Source organism: Sphingopyxis terrae subsp. terrae NBRC 15098 (assembly GCF_001610975.1).
GTDB lineage: Bacteria > Pseudomonadota > Alphaproteobacteria > Sphingomonadales > Sphingomonadaceae > Sphingopyxis > Sphingopyxis terrae_A.
Map to the genome: position 1 here is coordinate 2,858,791 of NZ_CP013342.1, position 18,874 is coordinate 2,877,664.

Sequence of the window (18,874 nt, forward strand, 5' to 3'; positions counted from 1 at the left end):
CACGGGGCCGCCTTTTCGACGGACCGAGCCGGTTTCCCCGAAAACCGGGTTGCGTGCGTGCGGCGGGCAAGCCACAAGTGCGCATCGGTTGTGGACAGATGGCCAGCGAAAAAAAGCGTCACGAATTGAACGGCTTTGGCGTCGATGCTCGGGGGCGGTGGGGGCTATTGTCCGCGTCGCTGCTCTCGCTCGCCTGCGCCCATGCGGTCGCCGCGCAGGAGCGCGAACCGGCCGCGCCGCCGGCTGCAGAGGCTGCGACCGCGGAGCCCGCCGCGGCCGATACGCCGCCTCCCGGCGATGATACCCCGATCGCGAGCCCGTCGCCGCCGCCCGAGGGCGCGGTCTTGCCCGAGGTGGCGCCGATCATTCCCGATGACGAATTCAGGAAGGCGATTCCTCCGATCAGTGCGGAGGACGATCCCGAGCTCGACAAGCCGCTCGAATCGATCGCCGATTTCGAAAAGCGCGTCGCCGATGCGGCGAAGCAGAAGGCGAACGGTACAGCCGACGCCGTGCCGCAGGTCGATGGCACGCCCGTTCCCGCGCTCGCCGACGGGCAGACGGTCGAGCCGATCGGCGATGCGCCGATAACCGATACCGAGCTCGCCGCGCCCTTGCCGCCGCTCGAAAGCTTTGACGTTCAGCCGGTCCAGTTCGTCGATGCCGAGCCCGAGGGCGAGAACCGGCAGGTCGCCTATTCGGTGCAGGTCAATGGTCTTGCCGCAGCCGACGACAGCACCGATGCCGACCTCTCCGGGTTGTTCGGCGACCTGTCGGCGCTCTATGACGGCGATGGCAAGGCCGACAATTTCGCGATGCTGCGCGCCCGGCTGAGCAATGATGCGGAGCTGATGCAGCGCATCTTGTCGTCCGAAGGCTATTATGACGGCAGCGTCGATACGCGTATCGATCGCGCCGGCCGCGAGCGCGGGCAGCCGGTTTCAGCGGTGATCGATGTAAAGCCGGGTCCGCGCTACAGCTTTTCGGACATCATCCTCGATGCCAAGCCGACGGTGCCGCCGGGGCTGATCGCCGACAATTTCCCGCTCGCTATCGGCGAGCCGATCGTCGCCGAACGGGTTCAGGGCGCTGAAGCGGCGATCTCGCTCAAACTTCCCGAGGAAGGCTATCCCTTTGCCAAGGTCGGCCAGCGCGACATCCTGCTCGATGGCGACAAGGCAACGGGCGTCTACACGCTGCCGATCAACATCGGCCCGCGCGCCCGTTTCGGCGGCTTTGCGAGTAGCGGCGAGGAGGCCTTTGGCGCCGACCATGTCGCGATCATGGCACGGTTCAAGCGCGGCGATCTCTACGACAGCCGCAAGGTCGACGATCTGCGGCAGGCGCTGGTCGCCACCGGCCTGTTCGCGACCGTGTCGGTCGAGCCGCAGGCGACGGGCGAGAGCGCGGGCGACGATACCGAATATGTGACGATGCTGGTCAACCAGCAGGCGGGACCGCCGCGCACGCTCGCCGCCAGTGCCGGCTATGGCACCGGCGAGGGAATCCGCGTCGAAGGAAGCTGGACCCACCGCAATCTTTTCCCGCCTGAAGGCGCGTTGATCGTGCGCGGCGTCGCGGGGACGCAGGAGCAGGGGCTGGGGGTCACCTTCCGCCGGTCGAATGCGGGGCGGCGGGATCGCACCTTTGAACTGGTCGGTGAGGCGACGCGGAGCAATTATAACGCGTTCGAGGCGCTGACGGGGCGCATTGCGGCGCGGGTCAGCTATGATTCGACGCCGATCTGGCAGAAAAAGCTGACCTATGCCTATGGCGTGCAGCTTATCGCGACGAGCGAGGATGATTACAGTTTCCTGCTCGCCGATCGCGAACGCGACCTATATTATATCGTCGGCCTGACCGGACAGATCGGGATCGATCGCACCAACAGCCTGCTCGATCCGACCAAGGGATTTCGCGTCACCACGCTGATCGAGCCCGAAGGGTCGATGAGCGGGCGCTTCTCGCCCTATGCGCGCGCGCGCGTCGATGTCAGCGGCTATTATCCGGTGGCCGAGAATATCGTGCTCGCGGGCCGCGTGCGCGTTGGCTCGATCCTGGGCGCCGCGCGCGAGCGGCTGGCGCCGTCGCGGCGCTTCTATGCCGGCGGCGGCGGGTCGGTGCGCGGTTTCGGCTATCAACAGCTTGGCCCCAAGGATCCCAACAACGATCCGATCGGTGGGCGCAGCGTCAACGAAGCGGCGTTCGAGGCGCGCTACCGGTTCGGTAATTTCGGGATCGTCGGCTTCGTCGATGCGGGACAGGTCTATACCGGATCGACCCCCGATTTTTCGAACCTGCGCTTCGGCGCCGGCATCGGCGGCCGCTTTTACACCAATTTCGGCCCGATGCGGCTCGACGTCGCGACGCCGATCGACCGCAAGCCGGGTGAATCGCGGATCAGCGTCTATGTCTCGATCGGGCAGGCTTTCTGATGGCCGAGGGCGCAGCCGAGCCGATGGAGGACACGCCGCCGCCGCGGAGCAATCCATGGCCGCGCCGCGTGCTGCGCTGGACGGGGATCGTCGTCGGCGGGCTGCTCGCGCTGATCGCATTGTTCGTCGTCGGTCTCAACAGCGACGCCGGGCGCCGCTTTGTCGTCACCCAGATCGAGAAATATGAATTTTCGAACGGGCTGAAGATCGGCATCGGCCGGCTCGACGGATCGCTCTATGGCGCGATGGTGGTGCGCGATTTCACGCTTTCGGACCCGAAGGGCGTGTTCCTGCGCTCGCCCGAGGTCAGGGTCGACTGGCGACCCTTTGCCTATCTCAATAACCATGTCGATGTCCGTTCGGCGACCGCCTCGACGATCGTGCTGCAACGGCTGCCCGCATTCCGTCCGACGCCCGACACTGGCGAACCCCTGCTTCCCGACCTCGATATCGACATCGGGCGGCTGCGCGTCGACCGTTTCGTTGTCGAGCCTGCGGTGACAGGAGCGCGGCAGGAACTCCGCATCGATGGCAAGGTCGCGATCGCCGACCGGCGCGCGCAGGTGACGGCGAAGGCCGAGACCATCGGCGGCAAGACGAAGGGCGACCGGCTCGCGCTGCTGCTCGACGCGGTGCCCGAAAAGAACCGACTGGCGCTGACGCTCGACGTCAACGCTCCCGCCGGTGGGGTGCTGGCGGCACTCGGCGGGTTCAAGGAGCCGCTGACGGCCAAGCTTGCCGGCCGCGGCGACTGGACGCGCTGGGACGGGCGCCTCGACGCGACGCTGGGCGCGGCGCCGCTTGCCGGGCTGGCGCTGAGCGCGCGCGACGGCACGTTCGCGGTCAAGGGTACCACGCAGGCGGCGCGGCTGTTCGCGGGCACGCCGGCGGCGCTGCTCGGCCGCGAGACGGCGGTCGATGTCACGGCGCGGCTCGCCCAGCGCAAGGCCGATCTCGACGGTCGGGTTTCGTCCGATGCGATGCGGCTCGGGATCAGCGGCGGCCTCGATCTCGGCGCCAATCGCTATGATGGCCTGCAACTGACGTTCGTGCTGCTGCGCCCCGCCGCGATCGCGCCGGCGCTTCGGGCGAGCGGCGGCCGGGCTTCGGCGCGGCTCGATGGCGCCTTCGCGACGCCGACGGTCGCGTATCGCGTCGATGCGGCGAGCCTTGCGGTCAATGATATCGTCGTCGAGGCGCTGAACCTGTCGGGCAAGGCGCGCGTCGATGTCGACCAGATCGTCATCCCGGTGACGGGGCGCGCGGCGCGCATCCGCGGGCTCGATACGGTAGCGGGCGGAACGCTCGTCGCGGTGCGGCTCGACGGTGATCTTGCTTACAAGAATGGGCGGCTGCTCAGCGATAACCTCCGCCTGCGGTCGCCGCGCATCGACGCCAAGGCGATCATCGTCGCCGACCTCAACCGCGGCTTCTACACCGGCGCCATCGACGGGCGGGTCAATAATTACCGCATCGAAAGCGTCGGCATCTTCGACATCGGCACCGAGGTCGATCTGAAGCGTGTCGGTACCGACGGGTTCGAGATTGCCGGCCGCATTCGCGCGCGATCGACCCAATTGTTCAATTCGGGCGTTCGCGACCTGCTCGGCGGCAATGCCGTGGCGACGAGCGACATTCGCTATGGCACCGACGGCATCGTGCGCTTCGCCAATCTGCGCCTCACCGCGCCGCGGCTGCGGGTGACGAGCGGGCAGGGCAGCTATGCGCCGGGCGGCCAGCTCCAGCTCGTCGCGCGCGCCACTTCGGTCGATTACGGGCCGCTTGGCGTCGAGGTGGCGGGCACGATCAGCGACCCGCGCGCGACGCTGCGCGCCGAGCGCCCCGGCCTCGGCATCGGCCTCGCCAATCTGGAAGCGCGACTGACGGGCGCCCCCAACGGATACCGGCTCGCGGCGAAGGGGGAGACGGATTACGGTCCGCTGACCGCCGATGTCGTCCTGCTGACCGCCGCCGGCCCGCTGACCATCGATGTCGAACGTGCCGACCTGTCGGGGATCGGCTTCAAGGGACGGCTGCAGCAAAGCGCGGCGGGGCCGTTCGTCGGCCGGCTCGACGCATCGGGGCAGGGGCTGGGCGGTATCGTGCGGCTGAGCGCCGACGGTCAATATCAGGCGGTCGCGGCGAACATCCGCGCGAATAATGTGGTGCTGCCCGGCGCCGCGCGGCTCGCGGTCGGCAGCGCGATCGTCGATGCCGACATGATCCTTTACGACAAGCCGCGGATCATCGCCGACATCCAGCTCGCCGACACGCGCATCCGCGATTATGACATTGCGGTCGGGCGGGTGAAGATCGACTATCGCGACGGGCGCGGCAAGGCGCAGGCGCTGGTCGAGGGGACGAGCGGCGTGCCGTTCCGCATCGCCGCCAATGCCGATCTGACACCCGAGCTGTGGCGCGCATCGGTGCAGGGCCGCGCCAGCGGCATCAACTTCCGCACCGCGTCGCCGGCGCGCATCGTGCCGCATACCGACGATTATGAACTGCTGCCGACAACCATCGACCTCGGCCGCGGCAGCAGCGCGCGCCTCGCGGGGCGCTTCGGCAAGGGCGTCGTCCTCCAGAGCCGCCTTGAGCGCGCCAATATGACGATCCTCAACGCCGTCTATCCGGGACTGGGGCTCGGCGGGCGCGCGACCGGCAGCCTCGACTTCGCGCAGGAAAATTCCGACGCTTTCCCGCGTGCCGACGCGCGGCTGACGATCAACGATTTCACGCGCACGACCGCGGCGGCGGTCAGCCAGCCGGTCGACGTCAATTTCGCGGGCAAGCTGCTCGCCGACGGGGGTGAATTGCGCGCCGTGGTGCGCAAGCGCGGCAGCGTGATCGGACGGCTGCAGGCGTCGCTGCGCCCGCTCGGGCCGGGCGCGGGCGACTGGATGACGCGCCTGCGCGCCGCACCGCTCGGCGGCGGGCTGCGTTATAATGGTCCCGCCGACACGCTCTATTCCTTCGTCGGTCCCGCCGATCAGGGGCTCGCGGGCCCGGTTGCGGTGGCGGCGGACTTCAGTTGCCAGCTTGCCGATCCCTGTCTGCAGGGCGTGCTCAAGGGCAATGGCATGACCTATGAGAACCAGACCTATGGCACCAAGCTGACCGACATGGTGGTCAGCGGCCGCTTCACCGGAAACCGGCTCGAAATCGATCAGCTTACCGCCAAGGCCGGCACCGGAAGCGTCGCGGCAAAAGGCTATGTCAGCCTGTCGTCGGCCGATGGTTATCCGATGAACATCGTCGCCACGCTCGACAATGCGCGGCTGGCGCGCAGCGAGAATATCGGCGCGCGCGCGACCGGCACGCTGACGCTCACAAAAGCAGCGGGAGAGGCAGCGCTGCTGTCGGGCGACCTGCGCCTGCCCGAAACGCGCTATCGCATCGTGCGCGAGGGCGCGGCGAGCGTTCCCGTGCTCACCGGCGTGCGCCGCAAGCCGCCGAGTGGGCGCCGCCGGATCAGCGGCGACGGGCTGGCGGCGGTCGGCGGCAGCCTGTTCGACCTGATCCGGCTCGACATCCGCCTGCGCGCCGGCGAACAGATTTATGTGACCGGCATGGGGCTCGAATCCGAATGGCAGGCCGACGTCACCTTGAAGGGAACCACCGTCGCGCCGCGCGTGACCGGCGAGATCGAACTGGTGCGCGGCACGCTCGATTTCGCGGGGCGCTCGTTCAACCTCGAACAGGGCAAGGTGACCTTCCCCACCGGCGATGCCTATGATCCCGCGATCAACCTCCTCGCGACCGACACTTTCGACAATGTGACCGTCAATGTCGCGGTGACCGGGCGCGCGAGCAACCCGCAGGTCGCCTTTTCGAGCGTGCCCGGACTGCCGCAGGACGAAATCGTCTCGCGCATCCTGTTCGGCGATTCGATCACCTCGCTGTCGCCGCTCCAGGCGGTGCAACTCGCGGCGTCGCTCAACACACTGCGCGGCGGTGGCGGGGGGCTCAGCCCGCTCGGCGCGCTCCAGTCGGCGGCGGGGATCGACCGCCTGCGCATTCTGGGGCCCGACGATACGACCGGACGCGGCACCGCGCTGGCGGCAGGGCAATATATCTCGAAGGACATCTATCTTGAGGTCATCACCGATGCGCGCGGTTATACCGCGACGCAGCTCGAGATCAGCCTGACGCGCGCGCTGTCGATCCTGAGCCAGGCGGGCGGTTCGGGGCAATCGAACTTCTCCGTCCGCTACCGCAAGGATTATTGATGCACCGCGCGCTGATGCTCTTGCCGCTGTTCGCGCTGGCGGCGTGCAAACAGCCGCCCGATTTCGACCAGCGGTACGACAAGGCTGCATCCGACATCGAAGCGCGCGCGCGGGCGATGGACAAGGATCTGTCGGAGGCGGACAAGGCCGCCGCCGCGGCCGCGCCGGGCAATGGTTCGCAGACGAAGGGCTTGCCAGCCGCCTCGACCGCGTCTAACGCACCCCCGTCATCTGGGGAGTAGCCAGCCGTCCTGCCGGACGGGCCGCAGCGTCAACATACTCGGTCGAGAGGCCGTGGCGCCGCGGAAGCGCGAAAGCGTTTGGGCGAGACCAATGGCGTCGCACCTTCGTCCGGGCCGGGCGGCGGGCGCGATCGCTGTTGGAGTTCGCTTGCCGCTCGGCCCCGGAGTAACTCATGGAAGCCTTGTTCACCTCGACCGCGGTCGTCGCGCTCGCCGAGATCGGCGACAAGACGCAGCTCCTCGCGATTCTGCTCGCGACGCGCTTCAAACGGCCGCTTCCGATCATCCTCGGCATTTTGGTCGCAACGCTCGCCAATCATGCGCTCGCCGCGCTGCTGGGGGCGCAGGCGGCCGCCTTCCTCGACAGCGATATCTTCCGCTATGTCATTGGCGCCTCGTTCGTCGCGATGGCGGCGTGGACGCTGATCCCCGACAAGTTCGAGGATGATGATGCGCCCAAATCGCATGCGGGCGCGTTCATGACGACGCTCGTCGCCTTCTTCCTCGTCGAGATGGGCGACAAGACGCAGGTCGCGACAATCGCGCTCGGCGCGCGCTTCCACGATGTCTTCACCGTGACGGCGGGTACGACGCTGGGGATGATGATCGCCAATGTGCCCGCAATCTTCCTTGGCCACGAACTGCTCAAGCGCGTCGATCTGAACAAGGTCCGCATGATCGCTGCGGCGCTGTTCCTGGTCATCGGCCTGTGGGTTCTGGCGCAGACCGCGGGACTGTTCGGCGCAGGTTGAACGCCGCGATCAGAACGGCTTGCAGGGCTTGCCGTTGTCGTCGAACCGGGCGGCGAGATCATATTCGCGGCCGTTCCAGCGCAGATAGGGGAAACAGAAGCCGGGAAGGCCGACCTGGATATCGGGATAATTGTCGACGCCGTGGCTTTTGAGGAAGTTTGCGAAGCCCTGGGTGGTCAGCATCACTTTCCAGCTTCCCGCCGGCGTTTTGGTCAGGACGATCGAATTGACGCCGGCCGATCCGTTGCAGAAGATGCCATTGTCGTGGATCATCGCTTCGGGTCGGCCGTCGCCATTGACGTCGCCAATGAAATCGACCTGTGCCTCCGAATGGCCGCTGTCGTCGTCGGTGCAGGCTGTCCAGCGGCCGCCCTTGACCGGCTTGATCTCGGCGGCGCGAAACAGCGCGAGGCGCTCGGTCGCCGGAAGCGCCTTGGCTTCGGGGGTTTGCGAGCCGCCCCAATCGAACAGATAGTCGCGCGAAATCGGCATCGGGCCGCTACGCGGCGGCGCGGCGCTTGCCGGGGCGGCTGCGGCCTTCCCGTCCTGGCTGCACGCCGTCGGCGCGCCGTAGCTGCCGCCCGCGAAATGGCGCGTGCCGGGGCAGGCCGAATAGCGCGCCTCGAGCGTCAGGTCGCGCCAGCCACCGGTACGCGTCTTGGCGAAGCCGACGATGCCATCCTCGGCGATCAGGCGGCGCCAGCGCCCGTCGGTGCCGAGCGTCAGCACCGCGAAATAGGCGCCGGGCTTGCCGTAGCATTTGGGATCGACATCGGCGACATGCGCCTCCGCCCGTCCGTCGCCGTTGAGATCGGCAAAGGCGACGCGCGGGTTCGACGCGCCGCCGCAGCGGTTGATCGCGCGCCCGTTTTCGACCCGGAAGCCCGCAGCTTCGAACAACTGGATGCTCTGTTCCCTGGTCAGGCTGGGCTGCGCCGTACCCTGCGCCGCGCTCTGCGCCGGACCGGCAAGCGGCAGCGCGGCCAGTGACAAACCCAACAGCATCCGGATGTCCGCCATGGTGGTCCCTCCCGTCGGGCCGAAGGCTATCACGAACCGGCCCCGCCTTGCCAACGCAAAACGCCGACGTCTTCTGCCCGGCCTCGCTTGCAATCGGGTGCGGTTTCGCGGAAGGCTGAAAGCGACAAGGCAAGCGACGACCCGCCCGGACGAGGCCGGCGCGCTTCGAGGAGAGGCTTATGGACTTCGATCTGGTCGTGCGCGGCGGGCTGGTTTTCGACGGGAGCGGCACCGCTCCCTTCGTCGGCGACATCGGCCTTCGCGATGGAAAAATCGCCGCAATCGGGCAGATAACGGGCCGCGGGGCCGAGGAGATCGATGCCAGCGACCGCATCGTAACCCCCGGCTTCATCGACATTCACACCCATTATGACGGGCAGGCGACGTGGGAGACACGCATGGCGCCCTCCTCGAATCATGGCGTGACGACGGTGCTGATGGGCAATTGCGGCGTCGGCTTCGCGCCGTGCCGGCCGCACCAGCGCGACATGCTCGTCAAGCTGATGGAGGGGGTCGAGGATATTCCCGAGGTCGTGATGGTCGACGGGCTGCCTTGGAATTGGGAGAGTTTCCCCGACTATCTCGACGCGCTCGATGCGCGCGAACTCGACATCGATATCGCGGCGCAGGTGCCGCATTCGGCGCTGCGCATCTTCGTGATGGGCGAACGCGGCGCGCAGCACGAGGCCCCGACCGCCGACGATCTGGCGCAGATGCGCGCGCTGGTCGCCGATGCCGTCGCCGCCGGAGCCTTCGGGGTCACGACGTCGCGCAACATGATGCACCGGACCAAGGCGGGCGAACTGGCGCCGAGCCTTTATTCCGAGGCCGACGAGCTGCGCGCGCTGATGGACGGCCTCGGCGATGCCGATGCAGGGGTGTTCCAGATCATCCCGGCACCGGCCAATGATGCCGAGAGCGAATTCGCCTTGCTGCGCGCGCTTGCCGAACATGGGCGGCGGCCCTTGTCCTTCACCCTGCTCGATGTGCCCAACCAGCCGGGGGCGGGGTGGCGATCGATGCTCGCGGGGCTCGAACAGGCGCGCCGCGACGGGTTGCAGATGCGCGGTCAGGTCGCGCCGCGTCCGGTCGGCATGTTCTTCGGCCTCGACCTCAGCCTCCATCCGTTCAGCTCGCACCCGAGCTACAAGGCGATCGCCGACCGCCCGCTGGCCGAGCGCGTGGCGGCGATGCGCGATCCGGTCTTCCGCGCGCGCCTGCTCGCCGAGACGGCCGAGGACAGCAATCCGGTGACGCTGGCGCTGATCGATGCGTTCCGCGCCGCGCATGAATGGAGCGACGGCCCCGACTATGAACCGCAGCGCGAGACGCGGATCGAGGCGCGCGCCGCGGCGGCGGGCCAGTCGGTTGCCGAATTCGCCTATGAGCTGCTGCTGAAGGACGAAGGGCGGCGGCTCTTCTATCTGCCTGCCGCCAATTATTCGGAAGGCAATCTGAACGCGGTGCGCGAAATGCTGGGTCATCCCGATACGGTGATGGCGCTCGCTGACGGCGGCGCGCATTATGGCTTGATCTGCGACGCGAGCTTTCCGACCTATTTTCTCCAGCGCTGGGTCCGCGATGCCGATCCCGGCGACCGGATCGCGCTCGCCGACGCCATTGCCGAGCTGACCGCGCGTCCCGCCGCGACCGTCGGCATGACCGACCGCGGTCGCATCGCCGAGGGGATGAAGGCGGACCTCAACATCATCGATTTCAACGCACTGCGCCTGCATGTTCCGACAATCCGTTACGATCTGCCCGCTGGCGGGAAGCGCATGCATCAGGCCGCCGACGGCTATGTCGCGACGATCGTATCGGGCGCGGTCACCTATCGCGACGGGCAGCCGACGGGCGTGCTCCCTGGTCGGCTCGTGCGGCGGGGACGGGATGCGGCGCCAGCCGGCGCGGGCGATCCGGCGATCCCGCGTGCCGCCTAGGGTCAGCATGAAGGACGATACCGACTTCGCCGGAAAGGCGGTGCTGGTGGTTGGCGGATCGAGCGGGATCGGCAACGGCATCGCCCGTGGCTTTCGCACGCGCGGCGCGGCGGTCCATGTCTGGGGGACACGCGCGCAGGCGACCGATTACGACCCGGACGATGGGTCCGATCTTGCGGGGCTCGGCTATAGCTGCGTCGATGTCGGCGACCCCGACGCGATCGAGGCGGCGGCGATGCCGTTCGACCGGCTCGATGTGCTGATCCTGTGCCAGGGCACGGTCGTCTATCGGCGCGGCGAGTTCGAGCGCGAAGGCTGGGACCGGGTGATGGCGGTGAACCTCGACAGCCTGATGCATATATCGCGCAAGTTCCGGGCGCAGCTGTCGCAAAGCGCCGGATCGATCGTCATCGTCAGTTCGATTTCGGGGCTGAAGGCGAATATCGGCAATCCCGCCTATGCCGCGTCGAAGGCCGGGGCGATCAGCCTGACCAAGACGCTGGGGCAGGCCTTCGCCGCCGACGGCATCCGCGTCAACGGCCTCGCGCCGGGGCTGGTCGATACCAAGCTGACCAAGGTGACGACGCAGAATCCCGACCGGCTGGAGGGCGCACTCGCCCATATCCCGCAGCGACGGATGGGAACGCCCGAGGACATGGCGGGGGCGGCGATCTTTCTTGCCTCGCCGCTTGCCTCCTATGTCACCGGTCATACGCTGATCGTCGACGGGGGCCTCTCGCTCTGATCGGGCGCCCCATCAATTCCTGCAGGTGACGCGCCGCGATTTTCGCGGCAGGAGAGGGCGGCTACGCGATTTTGCAGAGTCGGTGCGGGAGAGACTATTGTGTTCGACACGCTGGAACCGAGCAGCCTGCCGCCCGAGGATGAGGCGCTGCGCAGCCGCGTCCGCGCGCTCGCCGCGGCGGCGACGGCGGCGCGGCCCGCCGACGTCCGCGCCCGGTCGTGGCAAGGGTTCGACGCCGATTTCAGCCGCAAGCTCGGCGCTGCAGGGCTGCTCGGCCTGACGCTTCCCAAAGCCTATGGCGGCGGCGAGCGCGGCCCGTTCGCGCGGTTCGTCGTCGTCGAGGAATTGCTGTCGGCCGGCGCGCCGGTGGCGGCGCACTGGATCGCCGACCGGCAAAGCGCGCCGCTGATCCTGAATTACGGGACCGAGGCGCAGCGCCAATTTTATCTCCCGCGCATTTGCCGCGGCGAATTGTTCTTCTGCATCGGGATGAGCGAGCCGGGATCGGGATCGGACCTTGCGAGCGTTCGCACCCGCGCCGAGCGCACCGCGGGCGGCTGGCGGGTCAACGGGCAGAAGATATGGACGACCGGCGCGATGCACTGCGACTATATGATCGCGCTGCTCCGCACCTCGGGAAGCGCCGAGGATCGTCATGCCGGGCTGTCGCAGCTTATCATCGACCTGAAGGCGCCGGGGATCACCATCCGTCCGATCGTCGATCTGACCGGCGATGCGCATTTCTGCGAAATATTCTTCGAAGATGTCGATCTGCCCGCCGACGCGCTGATCGGCGCCGAAGGCGAGGGGTGGAAGCAGGTCACCGCCGAACTCGCCTTCGAGCGCAGCGGCCCCGAGCGTATCTATTCGAGCGTCGTGCTTCTGGATGCCTGGGCGCGGCATTTGCAGCATATCGGGCGCGACGATCCCGCGGTGCGCGCGCTGGTGGGGGATTTCACCGCGCGGCTCGCAACGCTGCGCGCGATGTCGATCGCCTGCACCGCGCGGCTTGCGGCGGGCGAAAGCCCGGTGGTCGAGGCATCGCTGGTCAAGGATCTGGGGACGGCGTTCGAACAGCACCTTCCGGTCGCGATCGGCGACGATCTTGCCGCGCATCCCGATGAGCCCGTCTCGGACGAGCTTTACCGCACGCTGACCTATGTCACGCATGTCGCGCCCAGCTTTTCGCTGCGCGGCGGTACCCGCGAAATATTGCGCGGCATCATCGCCCGCGGCATGGGCCTTCGGTGAGGAGCCATAGATGACCGATTTCCTCGACCCTTTCGAACGGATGATCGCCGCGCTTTTTAGCCCCGCCGCGGTGCGCGCGGCGGAGCGCGGCGAGCCGGACGACAGGGCATGGTCGGAGCTCGCGGCCTCGGGTTTCCTGGACGCGCTGGTTCCCGAAGACGCGGGCGGCGCGGGGGTGTCCTTTGCCGATATCGTCCCGCTGTGGCTGGTGCTTGGCCGCCATGCGGTACCCTGTCCGGTCGGCGAAACGATGATTGCGCGCGCGTTGCTCGCGCAAGCGGGGAGGGCCGCGCCCGATGGACCGATCGCGATCGCCGCGCAGGCGCCGGGCGCCGCCGGGCGGGTGATCGGCGCCGCGCTGGGGCGGCATTTGCTCGTCGAATGGGAGGGCAATCTCTATCTTGCCGCCGTGCCGGGCGAAGCGGATGGCGGCGACAGGGAACTCGCGGCATCGGTGCGCTGGGATAGCGAAGCCGCGACACCGGTGGGGCCGATAGTCCCCGGCGGATTACGCCGCGCGGCGGCGGTGCTGCGCGCCGCGCTGATCGCGGGCGCCGCCGACCGGCTGACCACGATGACGGCGGGCTATGCGAACGTGCGTATCCAGTTCGGCAAGCCGATCGGCAAGCAGCAGGCGCTGCAACAGCAGCTTGCCGTGATGGCGGAGGATATGGTCGCGGCGCGCATTGCGGCGCATATCGGCGGCGCAGGTTCTTTCCCGCCTGCGCTCGCGGCGGCCGCGACCGCCAAATCGGTTGCGAGCGGCGCAGCCGCGCGGGTCGCGGCGATCGCGCATGCGGTGCATGGCGCGATCGGTATCAGCGAGGAATATGATCTTCAGCTCTATACGCGCCGGCTTCAGGCCTGGCGGCTCGCCGACGGATCAGAAAGCTATTGGAACCGCCTGCTCGGCGCCGAACGGCTGGCGGCGCCGTCGGGTTCGGTCGATTTCGTCCGCACGGCGCTGGCACCGGCCTGACCGCCTGGCGCCGCCGAAGCAAGGCCGATAGGAGCCCGATATGAAGCGCCTGCCGCGGCTCGACCTCAACCTGCTCCAGATATTCGACGCCATCTATACCAAGGGCGGCGTGTCGGCTGCCGCGTCGCACCTCAATCTGTCGCAGCCCGCGATCAGCCATGCGCTGGCCAAGCTGCGCGCGATGCTGGACGATCCCTTGTTCATCCGTCAGGGCAATCGCCTCGTCCCCACCGGGACTGCACGGGCGGTCGCCGAACCGATCCATACGGCGCTGCGCGAACTGGTCGCGGCGCTCGACGGGGCGGGGAGCTTCGATCCCGCACAATCGACGCGCGAGTTTCGCATCGGGATAAGGCTGGCGGGCGAGATGTCGCGCTTTCCAGCGCTCGCGTCGCGCGTGCTGGAAGAGGCGCCGCATGTCCGGCTGACGTCGACCGCCTTTCGGCGCCGCGATCTGGTCGCTGCGCTGGCCAACGGCGATCTCGACGTCGCGATCGACGTCGACCTGCCTGTCGAGGATCGGCTGTGCCGCGAACCGCTCGGCGTCGAGCCGTTGCTGGTGGCGGCGCGGATCGGCAATGGCCGCATCGCCGGGACGCTCGACCTCGATCGCTATCTCGCGCTTGATCATGTGTTCGCGACGCCGCGTCCGCACGGGCCGGGGATCGAGGATATGGCGCTGGCGCGGCTCGGCTTGCAGCGCCGCGTCGCGGTGCGCTGCCAGCATGCGATCACCGCTTGGCAGATCGTGGCGAAGACCGACATGCTCTGCACCCTTCCGCGCAGCCATGTCCGCATGTTGCAGCACATCTGGCCGATGCAGTTGTTCGACCTGCCGATCGCGGTCGCACAGAGCAGCAGCTATCTCTATTGGCATCGCGCGGTTCAGGCGGATGTCGGCCTCGCTTGGCTGCGCGCGATCATCCTCGAGGTGATGCGCGACGAATAGGCGCCTATTCCTCAGACGAATAGACTTTATTCGAAGTTATCATTTTTCCTGATGCCGCAGGGGCACTAGCCTTGGCCCCAACCAAGGAGAATAGCGATGACGCCGATCGAACTCGAAGCCGAACTCAACGACCTCAGAATGTCAAAGGAGGCGCAGCCGCTGTTCGATGCGGTGAAACGCCACATCGCCGAAAATGTCGATCCCATCACCGAGGAGTTTTTCCGCTTGGGCGAAGGGCGCGCCGACCGCTGGAGCTGGGCGCCGGGGCAGCTTGAGCTGCTTGAAGGCGCGAAGGCCAAGGCGAAGGCGGCAGGGCTGTGGAATTTCTTCCTGCCCCACGGCGATACGGGAACCCCGCTCACCAACCTCGACTATGCCTATATTGCGGCCGAACTCGGCAAATCGCCGCTGGCATCCGAATCGCTCAACTGTTCGGCGCCCGACACCGGCAATATGGAGGTGCTGGAAATGGTCGGCACGCCCGAACAGAAGGACCGCTGGCTGAAGCCGCTCCTTAATGGCGAAATCCGCTCCGCCTATGTGATGACCGAACCCGGCGTTGCCTCGTCGGACGCGAGCAATCTGGAAACCAGCGCGACGCTCGAGGGCGACGAATGGGTCATCAACGGCGAGAAATATTTCATCAGCGGCGCCGGCGATCCGCGCTGCAAGATCCTGATCTGTATGGTCAAGACCAACCCGGAGGCGCCGCGAAAGGCGCAGCATTCGCAAATCCTGGTGCCGATGGACACGCCGGGGGTGCAGGTGCTCGGGCCGATGCGGGTGTTCGGGGCCGACCATGCGCCGCAGGGGCATATGCATATGCGGTTCGAAAATGTCCGCGTGCCGCGCGACAACATCCTGCTCGGCGAGGGGCGCGGGTTCGAGATTTCGCAGATGCGCCTCGGGCCGGGCCGCATTCACCACTGCATGCGCACCATCGGCAAGGCCGAGGTTGCACTCGACCTGATGGTCAAGCGCGGCAATTCGCGGACCGCCTTCGGCCGGCCGCTGTCGCAGCTCGGGAAGAATCTGGAAGTCATCGCGCGGGCGCGCTGCGATATCGAGGCGATGCGCCTGATCGTGCTCAAGGCCGCGAAGGCGATGGACCTGCTCGGCAATCGTGAAGCGCGCGTGTGGGTGAGCATGGCGAAGGCGATGATCCCCGAGCGCGTGTGCCAGATTATCGATCAGGCGATCCAGATCCACGGCGCGACCGGCATCTCGCACTGGACGCCGCTCGCCGAGCTTTATGCCGACGTGCGCCATCTGCGCTTCGCCGACGGCCCCGACGAGGTTCACTATATGGTCGTGGGCCGCGACGAACTCGCGCGCCACTAAGTCGCCGAAGGGCGGGGTGGGCGGCGCCGGAGCGCCGCTCGCCCCGCACCCGCCGACGTTCGCTTTCCGCGCCGCGACCGATCAGCTTTCGAGATAGCGCGCCCAGATGCGCTTGCCCAAGCGGTCGTAGCGCGTCATCGCGGCAATCAGCGCCGCGAGCGCATCGCTTGGACAAAGCCTTTCGGGTAGCAGCGGATCGCGCATGATGGCGCGGATGGCCTGCCGCCCCAGGAGCAGCGTTTCGGCCGCCGCCGCGGGCAGCCGGCTTTCATCGATGCTCGCCGCGCTCTCGTCGAGGCGGGCGGCGAGCCGCTGGTGCGACGCGCGCAGGGCATCACTCTGCCACAAGGTCCGGAACCGGGCGTCGCGGGCGGCGTCCAGCCCGCTCGCTTCGACGACGAACAGCGATGGCGCGGCATCGAGTTCGATCAAATCCTGCCGCATCCCCGCGGCCCCACGCTCCAGATTGTCGGGGCGCACCCAGATATTGGCGTCGGCGTCGGCAAATCCCTCAAGATGAAGCGCGCGCAGAGTCCGGCGCCAAGTGGTGCGGTCGGCGCGCTCCTGCGGCCCCGCGACCGCGACGAGCCAGCGTCCCTCCCAGGGCTGCCGCCGCTCAAGCCGGGAGCGCCAGCCGAGGATCCGCTGCTTCAACACCTCTGCATTCGCGCCGATCGTATAGCGACCGCGCGCGATTGCCTGAACCCGGCCTTCCGACTTGAGGCGCGTCAACGCCGTCCGGATGCCCGGCGCCTCGATCCCGAAGGCCGCGCCGGCGCGCACCAGTTCGGCGACGGTGAACGCCGGCGGAGCGCCAGTGTCGAGCAGATCGAGAATGAGCATCCGCGCGCTCATCCCTCCGGCATCGGCCGAGTTTACTATATTGCGTTCTGTGTCCATATCCGGCAATATATGCAACAAATAAGATGGGAGAGGAAGATGCTGCCCCTTGACGGCGTGACCGTAATCGATCTTACCAGCGTTGTCGCGGGGCCACTGGCGACGCAGATCATGGCGCAGCAGGGCGCCCGGGTATGGAAGGTTGAGCCGCCCGAAGGCGACCGCGCGCGTTTGCTCGGTGCGGTTGCGGCGCCGGGGTTCAGCTCGGCGCATGTCGCGCTCAACGCCGACAAGCAATCGGTCGCGATCGACCTTGCGCGTGCCGATGGGCAGGCGCTGCTGCGCCGCATGGTGCCACAGGCCGACCTCCTCATCCACAATTTCCGGCCCGGGGTGATGGAGCGGCTGGGGCTTGGCACCGACGTGCTACATGCGCTGCGCCCCGATCTCGTCATCGCGCGGATCAGCGGCTTCGGTCAGGACGGGCCGATGGCGGGCGGGCGCGCCTATGATCCGATCGTGCAGGCCGAATCGGGGATGGTCAGCTGGACCGCCGAAGGGCCGCTGCTCGCTCCGCAATGGATTTGCGACAAGACCGCGGGGCTTTACGCGGCGCAGGCGGCGACCGCCGCGCTCGTCGCACGGGCGCGCAGCGGAAAGGGGGCGGTCGTCGATATTTCGATGCTGGAGGCGGCTGTCGCTTATGGCTGGATCGACCTCCACGGGGCGCAGGCCTTTCCCGATGCCACCTCGCGCATGCCTGACATCGCCGCCGTCTATCGCCCTTGGGCGACCGGCGACGGCTGGATCGTCGTTGTCATGCTGTCGCAATCTGAATTCGAAGGCTGGGCGCGCGCGATCGGCGCGCCCGACCTGCTCGCCGATCCGCGCTTTGCCGACATGACGACGCGATTCCTCAACTGGGACGATCTGCGCGCGATTTCGGCGCCCCGCATTGCCGCGTTGACCACGCGCGAGGCTGTGGCCCGGCTGGCCGACGCGGGCGTGCCGTGCGGCGTCGCCAACCGGTCGGCGGCGCTGCCCGGCCACGCCCAGATCGTCCATGACGGCTTCGTCGCGCTGACCGACCACCCGCAGGCCGGTGCGGTGCGCCGGACCCGGCCCGTGGCGCGCTTCGACGGCGCGCGGCCGGGGTTCGAGACGCATGCGCCGCGCGTCGGTGAACATAGCCGGACGGTGCTCGCCGCGGCCGGCCTGACCGCCGAAGAGATCGAAGCCGCCATCGCAAACGGTGCCGCCTGCTGCCCTGAGGAGACCCTATGGCAACCTATCAGACCTTGACCTATGCCGCCGAAAATCGGGTGGCGACGATCACGCTCAACCGTCCCGAACATTTCAACGCGATCGCGCACGGCATGCCGCGTGAGATCCGCGCCGCGGTAGAACGGGCGGAGGCCGATGCGGACGTCCATGTCATCGTCGTACGCGGCGCGGGGCCGGGTTTTTGCGGCGGATACGATCTTAAACATTATGCCGAGCGCAAGGGCGAGATCAGCGGGTCGCAGGATATGCCGTGGGATCCGACGCTCGATTTCCAGATGATGTGGCGCAATACGCAGGACTTCATGGCACTGTGGCGCGCGACCAAGCCCACAATCGCGCGCGTTCATGGCGCCGCGGTTGCCGGCGGGTCCGACATCGCGCTGTGCTGCGACTTTCTGATCATGGCCGACGATGCGCGCATCGGTTATCCCCCTGCGCGCGTCTGGGGCGTGCCGACCCCGGCGATGTGGGTCTATCGTCTGGGGCCGCAGATGGCGAAGCGCATGATGATGACGGGCGACCTGATCGACGGGCGCGAAGCCGAACGGATCGGGCTGGCGCTCGAAGCGGTGCCCGAGGCCGAACTCGACGATGCTGTCGAGCGGCTGGTCGGGCGGCTGCGCGGGGTGCCGCGCAACCAATTGATGATGACCAAGACGGTGGTCAATCAGGCCTATGACAATATGGGCCTCAACAATACCCAGATGTTCGCGACGCTGTTCGACGGGGTATCGCGCCATTCGCCTGAAGGCATATGGTTCCGCGACCGGGCGCAGGAGGTCGGCTTCAAGCAGGCGGTGGCCGAACGCGACAGCGGCGATCCGATCGCGAGCCAGGTGTCGAAGCGCCTGCCCGCCGACGATTGAG

General features: G+C 67.6%; 14 protein-coding genes and 1 riboswitch. Of the genes, 12 read left to right on the forward strand and 2 right to left on the reverse strand.

Features of this window, described 5'->3' with window-relative positions:
- Window positions 1–98: 98 nt before the first annotated feature.
- The 4 genes from AOA14_RS13630 to AOA14_RS13645 all read left to right on the forward strand — a co-directional run bounded on the left by AOA14_RS13630 (window position 99) and on the right by AOA14_RS13645 (window position 7,658).
- Window positions 99–2,435 (forward strand): autotransporter assembly complex protein TamA, encoded by a 2,337-nt coding sequence (locus AOA14_RS13630; protein WP_062902187.1) that lies wholly within the window; start codon window positions 99–101, stop codon window positions 2,433–2,435.
- Window positions 2,435–6,664, forward strand: coding sequence for a translocation/assembly module TamB domain-containing protein (locus AOA14_RS13635; protein WP_062902188.1), 4,230 nt, complete (start codon window positions 2,435–2,437; stop codon window positions 6,662–6,664). The genes AOA14_RS13630 and AOA14_RS13635 overlap by 1 nt, the downstream gene beginning before the upstream one ends.
- A complete protein-coding gene (locus AOA14_RS13640; protein ID WP_062902189.1) occupies window positions 6,664–6,906 on the forward strand; it encodes a hypothetical protein in 243 nt (80 codons plus the stop codon). Before AOA14_RS13635 ends, AOA14_RS13640 begins: the two co-directional genes overlap by 1 nt.
- Window positions 6,885–7,063: riboswitch (yybP-ykoY riboswitch) on the forward strand. It overlaps the preceding gene by 22 nt.
- A 16-nt stretch (window positions 7,064–7,079) precedes the next feature.
- Window positions 7,080–7,658 (forward strand): TMEM165/GDT1 family protein, encoded by a 579-nt coding sequence (locus AOA14_RS13645; RefSeq protein ID WP_003044711.1) that lies wholly within the window; start codon window positions 7,080–7,082, stop codon window positions 7,656–7,658.
- A gap of 9 nt (window positions 7,659–7,667) precedes the next feature.
- On the opposite strand, the gene AOA14_RS13650 is transcribed toward AOA14_RS13645, so the two are convergent.
- Window positions 7,668–8,678 carry a hypothetical protein gene (locus AOA14_RS13650; RefSeq protein ID WP_062902190.1) on the reverse strand — a complete coding sequence of 337 codons (1,011 nt, stop codon included), beginning with the start codon at window positions 8,676–8,678 and terminating at the stop codon, window positions 7,668–7,670.
- A gap of 179 nt (window positions 8,679–8,857) precedes the next feature.
- Here AOA14_RS13650 and AOA14_RS13655 point away from each other — a divergent pair, with 179 nt between their 5' ends.
- From AOA14_RS13655 to AOA14_RS13680, 6 genes are all read left to right on the forward strand, one after another.
- The gene (locus AOA14_RS13655) at window positions 8,858–10,618 is read left to right on the forward strand and encodes an N-acyl-D-amino-acid deacylase family protein (RefSeq protein WP_062902191.1); all 1,761 of its coding nucleotides are present in this window, start codon (window positions 8,858–8,860) and stop codon (window positions 10,616–10,618) included.
- A 7-nt stretch (window positions 10,619–10,625) separates the two neighbouring features.
- On the forward strand, window positions 10,626–11,363 hold the full coding sequence (locus tag AOA14_RS13660; protein ID WP_062902192.1) for an SDR family NAD(P)-dependent oxidoreductase: 738 nt from the start codon (window positions 10,626–10,628) through the stop codon (window positions 11,361–11,363).
- 99 nt (window positions 11,364–11,462) lie between these two features.
- The gene (locus AOA14_RS13665) at window positions 11,463–12,614 is read left to right on the forward strand and encodes an acyl-CoA dehydrogenase family protein (RefSeq protein WP_062902193.1); all 1,152 of its coding nucleotides are present in this window, start codon (window positions 11,463–11,465) and stop codon (window positions 12,612–12,614) included.
- Window positions 12,615–12,624: 10 nt separating this feature from the next.
- The gene (locus tag AOA14_RS13670; RefSeq protein ID WP_062902194.1) at window positions 12,625–13,593 is read left to right on the forward strand and encodes an acyl-CoA dehydrogenase family protein; all 969 of its coding nucleotides are present in this window, start codon (window positions 12,625–12,627) and stop codon (window positions 13,591–13,593) included.
- A 40-nt stretch (window positions 13,594–13,633) separates the two neighbouring features.
- A complete protein-coding gene (locus tag AOA14_RS13675; protein ID WP_062902195.1) occupies window positions 13,634–14,542 on the forward strand; it encodes a LysR family transcriptional regulator in 909 nt (302 codons plus the stop codon).
- A 96-nt stretch (window positions 14,543–14,638) separates the two neighbouring features.
- Window positions 14,639–15,883: an acyl-CoA dehydrogenase family protein gene (locus tag AOA14_RS13680; protein WP_003044690.1), complete on the forward strand. Its 1,245-nt coding sequence runs from the start codon at window positions 14,639–14,641 to the stop codon at window positions 15,881–15,883.
- An 81-nt stretch (window positions 15,884–15,964) separates the two neighbouring features.
- Here the strand turns inward: AOA14_RS13680 and AOA14_RS13685 are convergent, their stop codons facing one another.
- On the reverse strand, window positions 15,965–16,783 hold the full coding sequence (locus tag AOA14_RS13685; protein ID WP_238929663.1) for a PaaX family transcriptional regulator C-terminal domain-containing protein: 819 nt from the start codon (window positions 16,781–16,783) through the stop codon (window positions 15,965–15,967).
- Window positions 16,784–16,822: 39 nt separating this feature from the next.
- On the opposite strand from AOA14_RS13685, the gene AOA14_RS13690 reads away from it, so the two are divergent.
- On the forward strand, window positions 16,823–18,025 hold the full coding sequence (locus AOA14_RS13690) for a CaiB/BaiF CoA transferase family protein (RefSeq protein ID WP_062902196.1): 1,203 nt from the start codon (window positions 16,823–16,825) through the stop codon (window positions 18,023–18,025).
- Window positions 18,004–18,873: a crotonase/enoyl-CoA hydratase family protein gene (locus tag AOA14_RS13695; protein WP_062902197.1), complete on the forward strand. Its 870-nt coding sequence runs from the start codon at window positions 18,004–18,006 to the stop codon at window positions 18,871–18,873. The genes AOA14_RS13690 and AOA14_RS13695 overlap by 22 nt, the downstream gene beginning before the upstream one ends.
- Window position 18,874 lies beyond the last annotated feature (1 nt).